General features: G+C 68.9%; 13 protein-coding genes. 10 read left to right on the top strand and 3 right to left on the bottom strand.

Features of this window, described 5'->3' with window-relative positions; genetic code table 11:
• Positions 1–39: 39 nt before the first annotated feature.
• Positions 40–1374 carry an MFS transporter gene (locus ASG92_RS18650; RefSeq protein WP_056631540.1) on the bottom strand — a complete coding sequence of 445 codons (1335 nt, stop codon included), beginning with the start codon at positions 1372–1374 and terminating at the stop codon, positions 40–42.
• Positions 1375–1435: 61 nt separating this feature from the next.
• Between ASG92_RS18650 and ASG92_RS18645 the strand changes: the two genes are divergently transcribed.
• The 5 genes from ASG92_RS18645 to ASG92_RS18625 all read left to right on the top strand — a co-directional run bounded on the left by ASG92_RS18645 (position 1436) and on the right by ASG92_RS18625 (position 5257).
• Entirely contained in the window at positions 1436–2026 is a 591-nt protein-coding gene (locus ASG92_RS18645; protein WP_056631539.1) for a hypothetical protein, read from the top strand.
• A 107-nt stretch (positions 2027–2133) separates the two neighbouring features.
• A complete protein-coding gene (locus tag ASG92_RS18640) occupies positions 2134–2967 on the top strand; it encodes a hypothetical protein (RefSeq protein WP_056631538.1) in 834 nt (277 codons plus the stop codon).
• Positions 2951–3700, top strand: a complete 750-nt coding sequence (locus ASG92_RS18635) for a 5-oxoprolinase subunit PxpA (RefSeq protein ID WP_056631533.1) — start codon at positions 2951–2953, stop codon at positions 3698–3700. The genes ASG92_RS18640 and ASG92_RS18635 overlap by 17 nt, the downstream gene beginning before the upstream one ends.
• The gene (gene pxpB, locus ASG92_RS18630) at positions 3684–4325 is read left to right on the top strand and encodes a 5-oxoprolinase subunit PxpB (RefSeq protein WP_240987192.1); all 642 of its coding nucleotides are present in this window, start codon (positions 3684–3686) and stop codon (positions 4323–4325) included. The genes ASG92_RS18635 and pxpB overlap by 17 nt, the downstream gene beginning before the upstream one ends.
• Positions 4325–5257, top strand: a complete 933-nt coding sequence (locus tag ASG92_RS18625; protein WP_082579594.1) for a biotin-dependent carboxyltransferase family protein — start codon at positions 4325–4327, stop codon at positions 5255–5257. Before pxpB ends, ASG92_RS18625 begins: the two co-directional genes overlap by 1 nt.
• Here the strand turns inward: ASG92_RS18625 and ASG92_RS29025 are convergent.
• Together ASG92_RS29025 and ASG92_RS18615 are read right to left on the bottom strand one after the other, a co-directional pair.
• Positions 5244–7382, bottom strand: coding sequence for a M1 family aminopeptidase (locus ASG92_RS29025; RefSeq protein WP_056631531.1), 2139 nt, complete (start codon positions 7380–7382; stop codon positions 5244–5246). The two genes, ASG92_RS18625 and ASG92_RS29025, sit on opposite strands and share 14 nt — an antisense overlap.
• Positions 7383–7617: 235 nt before the next feature.
• On the bottom strand, positions 7618–8970 hold the full coding sequence (locus tag ASG92_RS18615; RefSeq protein ID WP_056631523.1) for a DUF445 family protein: 1353 nt from the start codon (positions 8968–8970) through the stop codon (positions 7618–7620).
• 50 nt (positions 8971–9020) lie between these two features.
• Here ASG92_RS18615 and ASG92_RS18610 point away from each other — a divergent pair, with 50 nt between their 5' ends.
• From ASG92_RS18610 to ASG92_RS18590, 5 genes are all read left to right on the top strand, one after another.
• On the top strand, positions 9021–9896 hold the full coding sequence (locus ASG92_RS18610) for a glycerophosphodiester phosphodiesterase family protein (protein ID WP_056631520.1): 876 nt from the start codon (positions 9021–9023) through the stop codon (positions 9894–9896).
• A gap of 40 nt (positions 9897–9936) precedes the next feature.
• Entirely contained in the window at positions 9937–10713 is a 777-nt protein-coding gene (locus ASG92_RS18605) for an AzlC family ABC transporter permease (RefSeq protein ID WP_157372273.1), read from the top strand.
• Positions 10710–11021 (top strand): AzlD domain-containing protein, encoded by a 312-nt coding sequence (locus ASG92_RS18600; protein ID WP_056631514.1) that lies wholly within the window; start codon positions 10710–10712, stop codon positions 11019–11021. Before ASG92_RS18605 ends, ASG92_RS18600 begins: the two co-directional genes overlap by 4 nt.
• 103 nt (positions 11022–11124) lie before the next feature.
• Positions 11125–11370 carry a hypothetical protein gene (locus tag ASG92_RS18595; RefSeq protein ID WP_056631513.1) on the top strand — a complete coding sequence of 82 codons (246 nt, stop codon included), beginning with the start codon at positions 11125–11127 and terminating at the stop codon, positions 11368–11370.
• A 108-nt stretch (positions 11371–11478) separates the two neighbouring features.
• The gene (locus ASG92_RS18590) at positions 11479–12156 is read left to right on the top strand and encodes an SIS domain-containing protein (protein WP_056631512.1); all 678 of its coding nucleotides are present in this window, start codon (positions 11479–11481) and stop codon (positions 12154–12156) included.
• Positions 12157–12179 lie beyond the last annotated feature (23 nt).

Here is a 12179-nt window from a genome sequence, read left to right as displayed (position 1 = left end):
CTGGGTAACCGGCCATCAGTTTGTGCTGAGGCGGATGAGCTACCGGCTGGCTTCGGCGTCCGCGGAGAGGCTGGGACGGCGGTCCAGCGGATGGGCGATTTCGTCCGAGGGCATCCCGGCCACGGCCATCGCCACGACCGCCATGACGGGGCAGACGCCTCCGGCCACCAGGAAGATGAGCGAGATGGGGAGCACTGCCGCCGCGGGGCCCGCCAGGGCCATCGACACCGGCATGAGGGCCAGCGACACAAAGAAGTCCAGGCTTGAGACGCGTCCCAGCAGGTGCGCGGGCACTCGCCGCTGCAGCAGCGTCCCCCAGATGACCATGCCCACGCTGCCCGTGGCGCCGAAAATGAAAAGCGCCAGGGCCAACATCCAGAAACTGTCAATGATCCCCACGGCTGCCAGCGGCAGGCTGCCGGCGCCCCAGGACACCATCATCACGGTCAGGTACCGCCGGGGGAGCCTGAAGGAAGCGGTGACGAGCGAGGCTGCGGCACTGCCGATTCCCATCACGGCGAGCAGGAAGCCGAACATCCTGGCGTCCCCGCCCAGCTGGTCGCGGACCACGAAGGGCAGGAGCACCTCGATTGGCCCGATCAGGAACAACACGGAGATGCAGGCCCACAGCAGCGTCCAGAGCAACCACGGCGTGCGGAGCGTGTAGCTGACTCCCTCGCGAAGGTCGTGGAAGAACGATTTCCTGGCTGGCGGTTCTGCGGTGTGGCTGTCTGCGGGCCCGGCGGGTGATCCATGGTCGGCGCCGTTGGCCGGGGCATCCAGCGCGTGCTGGCCGAGGAAATTCAGGATGATGAAGGCCAGCAGGTGGCACATGGCCACGCCTGTCACGGCGTGGGACGGCGACAGCGCGGCCACGACGATGCCTGCCACCGCCGGTCCCGCCGCCTGCTGCAGGATGGGCCGCATGCTCCCCTCCATGCCGTTGGCCGCCAGCAGATCCTCCGCAGGCAGGATCCTGGGCAGGATCGCGGAGTACGCCGGGAAGAAGAACGCCGCGCCCACGCCCAGCACGAACGCGCCGGCCGCCAGGTGCCAGAGTTGCAGCCAGCCCGCCATCGCCAGCCCGCTGATGCCGGCGATGACAGCGAGATTGGTGCCCTCCACAGCGATGATCAGCAGGCGCTGCGGAACACGGTCCGCCGCGATCCCGCCGGCAAGGACAAACGCCACCAGCCCGACGCTTCCGGCCGTGGCCACGAGGGACAGTTCAAGCGGGCCGCCGCCGATGTGGATGACCTGGTAAACCATGGCCACGGCCCACATGCCCGAACCGAAGATGGACACGGCAAGCGCACCGATCAGCACCCGGTATTCGCGGTGGGCAAACGGACGCAGGGCTCGGGGGAGTGGCACAGGGCAATCTTAAACCGAGCCAGTGCCCGGGGGAACGTGCGGGCCGGGATAGGCTCTTGGCATGGGGAACATACCCGCCGGACCGCGGCGGCGCAGCGTGGCGCTCATCGGTGCCAATTGCGGCCTTGCCCTGCACCCCGTGGACCGGAAAGGCACCCACGTTCCCGGCGAGCCCGCCAGCTGCTTCGCATCGTTCTGGATGGCCGACTGGTCCAAGTGGGGGACAGGGACCGCACTGCTCGTGGCCACACTCCAGGGCTGGCGCAGCTACGGATCCAGCGAGTTCTTCGCCGCAACCCTTGCCTCCGAACTGACCCGCTTCTTCCCGGAGGCCGCGCGCTTTCCGCTGGGCGCGATCAGCCATACCGACGACGCCTTCGACGTCAAACTGGACCTTGAGCGCGGATTCACTGCCACGGGGCGCCGCGCGTCGCTCGAGCTCTCCGGGGTGCTGGACCGGCGGCAGTTTGCCGCGCCGGGCTTCCAGCTCGGGCCTGCCAGCGCCGCGCTGAGCAATGTCTACCTGCCATGCGGCACGGGCAGGCTGACCGAATTCGGGGTGGAATGGCCGGGGGCGCCCACGGTGTATCCGGGGCCGCGCGGGCCGTCCTCCTCCGCGTACATGGCCGTGGCCGAGTCCTGGGCGATCTAGCTGCTGCCTGGTGGCATGCTCCCGGGCCATGGCGTCAGGGGCCGTGGCCTAGTGTTAAGGCTAGACGACAGCAACCGGCTGTTGGCTGTATCGAGGCAGGGGTGACGATGGCCAGGCGACGCAATCCGGCGGTGAGAATCGCGCAGGAAACAGCACACAATGCAGTGTTCGATGCCCACGGCAACCCCAAACCAGGGGTCCACAATCTGCTGCTTCGCGCGGTAGATATCCAGCGCCCGCTCGTACTGTCGTACATCCGCCGCCTCCAGCGCCGCTTCCCGCACGCTTCCGCCGCCCAGCTGGCGACGAGAATGGAACGCGACTACCTCGCCGCGGTCACCGGCGGAGGCGCCTTGGTGGGCGCCACGGCCGTGGTCCCGGGGGTAGGAACCATCGCCTCGCTCGGCCTCTCCGCCGCAGCCACCGTGGCCTTCCTCGAGGCGACGGCGGTCTATGCGACGGCGCTGGCCGAGCTGCACGGCATCCGGATGACGGATCCGGACAAAGCCAGCACCATGGTCATGGCAGTGATGCTGGGTGAGGAAGGGACCGCGCTGCTCGGGTCGCTGAGCGGCCAGGCCCTGGGGCAGGGGAAGGGCGCCACTCAGGCCTGGGGAAATGTCCTGGCCCGCAAGATGCCGTCATCGGGGTTCGGCTCCATTCGCGAGCACGTCCAGAAAGTCTTCCTTCGGAGCCTGCTGAGGCGGCAGGGCACGGCACTGTTCGGGCGGGCGCTGCCGTTCGGCATCGGCGCTGTGGTGGGCGGTGCCGGCAACCTCATGATGGGCCGTGCGGTCGTGGCCAATGCCAAGGAGGCGTTCGGCCCGCTGCCGGACACCATTCCCGGGGAACTGAAGGCAACGGCGGAAACAGCAGAATCAACAGCAGGCGCGACGCTGAACCGTGCGCCGGAAGGCGGCAACGGTGGATCTGAACGCTGATCTGGGGGAGTCCTTCGGCTCGTGGACTATGGGCGATGACGCCGCGATGTTCCAGATCGTCACCAGCGCCAACGTGGCGTGCGGTTTCCATGCCGGGGATCCGGTCACCATGCTGGACAGCTGCCGTGCCGCCTTCGAGCTCGATGTCACGGTCGGGGCGCACGTCGGCTACCATGACCTCGCGGGATTCGGACGGCGTTCCCTGGACATGTCCTTTGACGAGCTGTTCGGCGATGTCCTGTATCAGCTGGGTGCGCTCGACGGAGTGGCACATGCTGTGGGCGCATCCGTGGACTACGTCAAGCCGCACGGCGCCCTGTACAACCGGGCGTTCCACGACGCCGAGCAGGCCTCGGCAATCGTGGCCGCCATTCACGCGTACGATCCGGGCCTGCCGGTCCTGGGCCTGCCGGGTTCGGAGCTGCTGAAGCACGCCGAGGAAGCGGGCCACCCTGTGTTCCGCGAGGCTTTCGTGGACCGCGCCTACCTGCCCGACGGCACCCTGGTGCCGCGCTCGCAGGCCGGCGCCGTGCTGCACGACGTCGGACCGATCGTGGAGCGGGCCGTCCGCCTCGCGTTGAAGGGCGAGGTGGTGGCCGTGGACGGTTCGGTGGTGCGCGTGGACCCTGATTCGCTGTGCATCCATGGCGATACGCCGGGCGCCGTGGGCATGGCGGCCGCCGTTCGGGCGGGCCTCCAAGAAGCTGGTGTGGAGCTTGAGCCCTTCGCCTGAGCTGCCCGCCGTGGTGCCCTATGGCGACAGCGCCTTCCTCGTGGAGCTGCCGGACCTGGCGGCCGTCATCGCGTTCTACCGCGGTCTCATCGGCGCCGGAAGTGCGGGCCGTCCGCAGGGCGTCGTGGACGTCGTGCCGGCTGCGCGGACCGTGCTGGTGACCTTCGACCCCGACGCGCTGGCGCCGTCGGACGTCCTGGCCTGGCTTTCCGCGGCTGAGCCGGACCACGGCGCCGCTGAGTCCGGGCGGACCGTGGAAATCCCGGTCGCGTACGGCGGCCAGGACCTGGCCGAGGTGGCGCGACTTCTCCGGATCACCGAGGCCGACGTCGTGAGGCGCCATACCGGCGCGCACTGGACGGCGGCGTTCGCGGGGTTCGCGCCCGGCTTCGTCTACCTCGTCACGGACGGCGACCAGCTGACCGTGCCCCGCCGCAGCACGCCGCGGACCGCAGTGCCGGCCGGGGCCGTGGGGCTCGCCGGCGAGTTCAGCGGTGTGTATCCGCGCTCCTCCCCGGGTGGCTGGCAGCTGATCGGAACCACGACGGCGGTGCTTTGGGACTCGGCCCGGCCGGAACCCGCGCTGATCCGGCCGGGTGACACCGTGCGGTTCAGGGAGGCCTGATGGGCATCGTGGTGATGGCCCCGGGCCCGCTGACGCTCATCGAGGACCTGGGCCGGCGCGGGTCGGCCCACCTGGGACTGAGCCCCTCGGGTGCGCTGGACAGAAAATCACTGATGCTGGCCAATGCCCTGCTGGGCAACGCGCCCGGAGCGGCGGGACTTGAGGTGCTGCTGGGCGGACTCCGCCTGCGGTTCGTCACCGGAGCCAGCGTGGCCGTGACGGGGGCCGAGGGAAGAGTCACTGTCAACGGCACTGACATTGACCCATACCAGGCCGTCCGGGTTCCGCCGGGAGCGGTCATGGCATTCGCCCCACCGGCGTTCGGGATCCGCTACTACCTGGCGGTGTCCGGCGGCATCGCCGCCCCGGAGCTTCTGGGTTCGTGCAGTGCCGACCTGCTCTCCGGCGAGGGGCCGCCGCCCTTGAAGGCGGGGGACACCCTCGCCCTGGCGCGCGGCAACGGCACCGCGGGTAGTCCAGGCGCCGTGAACGGTCCAGGCGCGGCGGCCACTCCAACGGCGCAGATCCCGGCGCCCGAGGTCTTCCGCCGTGTTTTCCGCCGCGCGCCGGACCCTGACAGTCCCATCGCCCTGCGGGTGGACCGGGGCCCCAGAGCCGACTGGTTCGACGACGCGTCCCTCCGCCGGCTCACCGGCCAGTTCTGGACGATGTCGCCGGAATCCAACCGGATCGGGGCGCGGCTGCTGGGCAGGCCCCTCCGCCAGAACCGGACGGAAGAGCTGCCCAGCGAAGGTGCCGTGCTCGGCGCGCTGCAGGTGCCGCCGTCGGGCCTTCCCACCGTGTTCCTGGCAGACCACCCGGTGACGGGCGGCTACCCCGTGATCGCCGTCGTGCGGCGGGCTGACCTGGATCTCCTCGGCCAGGCACGGCCCGGCCAGCGGATCCGTTTCCTCGGCGCTATCGGGGCCTGACTCCGGCCTGGACCCGCTGCTCCAGGAACCGTGCAGTCTCCGGCGGGCTGACGGCGAGGGATGCGGACTTGCGTGCAGCGGCGTCCAGCCCTGCCGGCTTGGACGGCGTGAAAAGCCAGGTGTTGAAGAAGCCGGCCAGATCCTGGCCGGAACGCTCCTGTGCCAGTTCCATGAAGTCCGCGCTGGAGACGTTGCCGCCGGCGTGGGAATCCGTCCACTCCTTCAGGATGTCGAAGAACACCTCATCACCCACGCGCGTTCGAAGCGCGTGCAGCGTCATGGCGCCGCGCGCATAGACGGCAAAGTCGAGGAGGGCGGCCGTTCCGGGATCGCCGATCCTGACCGACCAGAACGGTGCTTTCGCGGGTATCGCGGCGGCATAGAAATCGAACAGCTGCTGCGGAGTTTCCCGTCCTTCCTTCTCGCTCCACAGCCACTCCGCGTAGGTGGCGAATCCTTCATTGAGCCAGATGTCCCGCCACTCCTTCACCGACAGGTCATCGCCCACCCACTGGTGTGCCAGCTCGTGGACCACCACCGAGTCGCCGCCCTTCGGCGTGGCGAAGAAGAGCCGGGAATAGATGGGCCTGGTCTGGTTCTCCAGCGCAAAACCGAGGTTCCTCACGTCATCCACGATTCCTCCGGCGGCCTTGAACGGGTACGGACCCAGGAACCCGGCCAGGAACCTGATGATCTCCGGCTGCCTCTTGAAGGACGCCTGGACTTTGTCGCCGAGCGACGGCGGCCCCTGCGTCCCGGCGGTCCAGCGGCCTGCGCTGGGGGGACTGCCGGAAGGAGGGCCCGTGGCGGTCCAGCCGTCCATGGTGTTGCCGTCCGTCTCGAAGGACGTGGAGCCTTCCCCGGCCGGGCCGGTGATGTCATCCAGGGACACGCCGTCGAAGGGGATGGCGTCATCGCTGACATAGGTGAGCGAGACTTCCACGCTTTTCCCGGCGAAGCCGGCAAGGTTGATGGACCACGGCTCCCAGCCCGTGCCCTGCCCGGTGGCCGCCCACCACTTACCCGAACTGCCTGTGGGCGCGCACAGTCCCTTGCTGCCGGGCGTCTGGTAGTGCTTCAGGAACGGGTGGAGCGCCAGCAGGCTGGTGCAGGACCGGCCCGTGTCAGCGGACGTGTGGCCGTTCGTATCCGGCAGCGTGGTCCAGTCCGCGGCCCCCGGCGTGCGCGCCTCCACAAAGGTGAAGTCCCGCCCCGCTTCGATGTTCCGCGTGAGCCAGAACGAGAGCCGGGTGCCGGCCTGCGGAACGCGGATGGTCCTGGTTAGGCGCGTGTATGAACCCGTGCCGGCGTGCGACCACGCGAAGTTCGCGCCGGTCCGCGGCGTCACCACCGGGGTGAAGAGGTCGGGATCGATGGCATCCACGTAGCTGATCCGGCCGTCCCGGTAGGCATTGAGCCGGAACTGGCCGACGCTCGCCGTCGCAAGGTAGGTGGCCATCGGCTCGTCCGCGTTCCAGACCCAGGTTGTCCGGCCCTGTCCCCGGCCCTGCGCAGATTCCGTCTCCTGTTCGCGGAGGACACCGTTTGCCACCGCCTGCAGCCCCTGCGGAACCGTGATCCGGAACGTGAAGGAGGCCTTGTCCGACGGGTGGTCGTTGGCGGGGAACCACGTTGCGGCCACATGGGGCTGCCCGATCACGAGGGCGCCGTCGTCGGTGTGGATGAACCCGGAGGTGCCGAACTGGGCGGTCAGGGTCTTTGGCACGCCGTCATACGCCACGACGGTCTCGAACTCCCGTCCGTCCTTGAGGCCATGGCGCGGTGTCACCGTGAGTTCCGTGCCGCTGCGGCTGAACGCGGCCGCCTCGCCGTCAACCTTGACGGAGCGGACCGTGAGGCCGTCCAGATCCAGGTTGAACGCCGAAAGGTTCTGCGTTGCCTGGGCGCTGATCGTGGCGGAACCGGCCAGGCCGTTGGTCGCGGGGTCGTAGCTGAGGTCAAGCAGGTAGTGGCCGACGTCGTAACCGCCGTTGCCGTCCAGCGGATAGTACGGATCGCCGAGGCCGGGACTGCCGGGCCGGTAGCCGCCGTCGGGATCGGAGCCGGCGCCGGCGGCCGGGAGGAACTGTGCAGAAAGCGCCGCGGTCAGCAGCAGGAGGCACAACAGCCGGCCTGTGTTCCGGGCTGGCGATCTCCGCCGGGCGCGCCGCAACAACGTTGGTCCGACAGGGGAGGGACAAGGATCGCGGCTCATGGCACCTCATTCCGGACGCTGCGGAACCAACGCCGCGGTGCCGGATCGCGCCAGCCCGCGACGGCCCGGCAGGAGACCAGGTGGCGTTGTAGACACCAACGTGGCCCCGGCGGTCCGGCCTGTCAAGGGTCTTCCGGCTGAGGGGTCAGCCGAAGGTCAGGTGCGCAACCGTGAAGATCGCGAGCCCGGCCAGGGACCCCACCACCGTGCCGTTGATCCGGATGAACTGCAGGTCCTTGCCCACCTGGAGTTCGATCTTCTGCGACGTCTCCTCGGCATCCCAGCGCGCCACGGTGTCGGTGATCACCCCGGCGATGTCGGAACGGTAGGTGCGCACCAGGTAGCCCGCGGCATCACCGATCCACGCGTTGACCTTGCCGGCCAGTTCGTCGTCGTTGACCAGCCGGGCGCCGAAGTCGCGGACGGCGGCCTTGAACTTCACGGTCAGCTCGCTGTCCGGATCGTCGACGGCGGTGAGCAGCGCGTTCTTGATGGTGGCCCAGGTCCGGGAGGCCAGTTCGCGGACCTCCGGGTCGCCGAGGACCTGGGCCTTGATGCTTTCCGCGCGGGCGATCATGGCCGGATCGTGCTGCAGGTCCTGGGCCAGGTCGGTGAGGTATTTGTCGATGGACAGCCGGACCTGGTGCTGCGGGTCAGTCTGGACCGCGCGCGTGAACTTCAGCAGCTCGACGTAGACCTTGTCTCCCACCAGGCCGTCCACGAAGCTGGGAACCCACTGCGGCGAGCGGTCCGTTACCAGCCGGTTGACGGTTTCATGGTTGGCAGCCACCCAGTCGGCAGCGCGGTCCACCAGCAGGTCAACGAGCTGGTGGTGGTGCCCTTCGGCGAAGATCCGCTCTGCCATCCTGCCCACCGGCGGCCCCCACGGCGGCGTGAGCAGATGCTTCCGGACCATGCCCTCGATCACTGCCTGGACGTCGTCGTCGTTCAGCACTTTGAACGCGCCGCGGATGACGGCGGCACCTTCCTTGGCCACCCGCTGGGCGCCGCCCGGACCGGAGAGCCACTGGCCCGCCCGGCCGGAAATGTTCAGGCTGGCCAGCTTCTCCTGGACCACCTGCTCCGAGAGGAAGTTGGTCTCCACGAAATCTCCCAGCGACGCCCCGATCTGGTCCTTGCGGCGCGGAATGATGGCGGTGTGCGGGATTTTCAGGCCCATGGGGTACTTGAACAGCGCCGTCACCGCGAACCAGTCGGCCAGGGCGCCCACCATCCCGCCTTCGGCCGCGGCCCGGACGTATTCCAGCCAGGGGTACTGCTTCTGCAGGGCGAAGGCGACGACGAACACCACGGCCATGGCGATGAGCAGGCAAAGCGCCAGGAGCTTCATTTTCCGGAGGGCGGCCGCCTTTTCGGCGTCGCCGGCGCTGAGCTGCCGATGCGCGACGGCGGCACGCACCTGCGCCGGGCGGTAGGGCGCCTGCGGTCCCGCGGGAGGCGCTGCGGGCTGGGTGGTTGGCTCAGAGTTCACCTGCATGTGCCCAGCCTAGCCCCGCTTCCGTAGCGGCTGTCCGCTAACGTGTCAGCATGACGATCGAGGACTCAGCCCCAGCCCGTCCCCTGGTCTATGCCCACCGGGGTGCCAGCGCGGACTTTGCGGAGCACACGCGCGCAGCCTATCTCCGGGCCCTGGCCGACGGAGCCGACGGCGTGGAATGTGATGTGCACCTGACCCGCGACCAGCACGTGGTTCTCCTGCACGACGCCAACCTCGACCGCACTTCCGACGGCACCGGTCCGGTGGCCGAACGGACCATCGACGAGCTGCGGCTGCTGGATTTCTCGTCGTGGAAGGGCGTCCACATTCCCGAAGCGTACGGCGCCCGGTCCGAGCAGTTCCTGACGCTGCCTGACTTGCTCGACCTTCTCCGGGACGCCGGGCGGGACATCGGGCTGGCCATTGAGCTGAAACATCCCAGCCCGTACCAGCTGAAGCTGGAGGACCGGGTGCTGGAGGTTCTGAGCAGGGAAGGCTGGGACCCCCTGACGTCCCGGCTGGACAACATCCGGGTCACATTCATGAGTTTCAGCCCGGACTCGGTGCGGCATCTTCGCAAGACCGTACCCGGGGAGTTCATCTGCCAGCTGCTGGATGACATCAACGTCGCCGAAGTCCGGGAAGAGCTGGGCCTTGGGCCGTTCACGGGCGGGGCCGTGGCCAACATGATGAAGGCCGCCCAGCTGGAGGGTGAGCGGATCCTCAACGACTGCGAGGTGGGCATGGCCGGACCAGGGATCGACTACGTGCGCCAGCATGCCCGCACCGTTCAGCGCTGGCTCGCCTCGGGCCGCAGGTTCCGTGTGTGGACGGTGGACGCCGAGAACGACGTGGCCCTGTGCCAGGGGCTCGGCATTCACGAGATCACCACCAACAAACCAGCCCAGGTGCTGGCCCAGCTCTAGCCGCTTAGCTCCCTTCCCGCCGCTGTGGTTGAGTGGTGCCATGCCCATCACCTGGCCTTCACGGCTCCTGCAGTCCCCGGCGGTGCGCGTAGGCCTGTCCATCAGCATCGCCACCGGGCTGTACGGTGTCTCATTCGGCGCCCTTTCCGTGACGTCCGGACTCGATTTCTGGCAGACCATGGCCTTGAGCCTGCTGCTGTTCAGCGGCGGCTCCCAGTTCGCGTTCATCGGCGTGGTTGCCGGCGGGGGTTCCGGCCTCGCCGCGATGGGTGCCGCCACGCTGCTGGGGATGCGCAACGGCATTTACGGCATGCAGCTCAACGTGCTGCTCCAGCCCAAGGGGTGGCGCCGGTACGCTGCCGCACAGCTGACCATCGACGAGTCCACGGCCACGAGCACCGGCCAGACGGACCCCACCGAGCAACAGCGCGGCTTCTGGACCGCCGGAATAGGGATCTTTGTGCTCTGGAACGTCTTCACGGCTGTCGGGGCGCTGGCCGGCGGTGCGCTCGGCGACCCCAAACAATGGGGTCTCGACGGCGCGGCTGTCGCGGCGTTCCTTGGCCTGCTCTGGCCGCGGCTAAAGGGCCGTGAACCTGTGGCCATCGCCGTCGTGTGCGCCCTCGCCACCGTGCTGGCCGTGCCGTTCGTTCCCGCGGGGGTGCCCATTCTGATCGCGGCAGTGGTGGCGGCGGCCTTCGGCTGGTTCAGCCACGGCCGCCGCGATGAAGGGCTGGAACCGGACATCGATCCCTACACCGAGCACCATCACCGGCCGCGCCCGGGCTCTGGAACCCTCCCGGGCGGCGCCGCATGAGCCTCTGGATGTGGCTGTTGCTTGCCTGCCTGTTCGCCTACGCCTGGAAGCTGATGGGGTACCTTGTGCCGGCCAGCCTGCTGCGCAACCCCCGGATGTCCAGGGTGGCGGGCACCATGACCATCGGGCTGCTGGCGTCGTTGACAATCGTCAACACCGTGGCATCGGGCCAGGCGCTGGTCCTGGACGCCCGGCTGGGCGCCCTGGCCGCGGCTGGCGTTGCCCTGTTCTTCCGGGCGCCCTTCCTGGCGGTCGTGGTGGCAGGCGCCGGCGCTGCCGCACTCCTCCGCCTGGCGGGCTGGAACTGACCGGACCCGGCGCCGCGCGTGTTGCCTAGTGGCGTGCATCACATGCGTTGTATGCTCGAAGAGGCTAAGCAGTCAGCCGCCATAACCGTACAAGTGGTGAACCATGGACAATCGGCTGCCTCCCGGAGCTTCTGGCATCCGCAGGCATGCCGTCGCGGGCTTACCCGAGAAACGTTTCTTCACCCACTTCAGGTCACTTGCCGACGTTCCCGAAGCCGAACTGGCCGCCCTCTGCCGTGGTCTCGGGCGCGAGCTTGAGCTGTCCGGAAACCCCGCAAGGCTGGCGGCCCTGGCGGCGGTTAACCGTGAGCTCCTGGCACGTGCCGCGGCCGCCGCCAACGACGACTGAGGCCTGGCGCGCCCCGCAACGAAGGGGCGCGCCAACCGGTGTGCAGTTACGCGCAGAGTGAGCCAAGGGATGCGCAGCAACTGCTCAAAGTGAAGAGGAGTTGGAAAAATGAAAGCCGTCAGCCGGTTGTCGCGCACGCGCGTCGCCGAGGCCCCGTTCGCCGAGAAAGCGCCGGTGGACATCGTTCTGGAGCACCTGCGTCAGGTGGGTCCCGCCGTCGCCTCGCTCCGGAATGAATCCTCGCGCCTGGCGGGGTGGGGGGAGGAACTGGCCCGGCGGCTCCTCGCCGGGAACCGGCTGGTGACCGCCGGCAGCGCCGGTTCGGCGGCTGAGGTGCAGCAGTTTACCGCCGAACTGCTGGGGCGCCACTCCGGTGAGCGCCGGCCCTTCTCCGTCATCGCCCTCCGGGGAGCCCCGCCGGCGGCCGGAGCGGGAACGGCGAGCGTCATCGAAATTGCGCAGGGCAATGCGGAAGAGGCGGCCACCCTGGTAGCGGCCCATATTCGCGCCGACGACGTTTTGATGGTCGTGTCGGCCAGCGGGCACCGCCACGCCTTGCTGGAGGCGACGGCGGCGGCCAAGGCGGCGGATGCCATTGTGTGGGCAGTGACGGGCCGGGCGCCCAATCCGCTGGCGCAGGCGGCAGATGAGGCCATCTGCATTAACGCTCTCACGCCCCAGGTCCGGGAAGCGCAGCTGATTGCGCTCCAGGCCATGAGTGAGTGCGTCAGCTCCGCATTGCGCACTCACACCACACGGCCGGAGGCCTTCCCGGGCGGCGTTTGACCCGGGGGCCGGCATTGACGTGT

This window comes from Arthrobacter sp. Soil736 (genome assembly GCF_001428005.1).
Classification (GTDB): Bacteria; Actinomycetota; Actinomycetes; order Actinomycetales; family Micrococcaceae; genus Arthrobacter.
The sequence above is the reverse complement of the archived record's forward strand: the minus strand, read 5'-3'. Positions and strand labels throughout refer to the sequence as shown.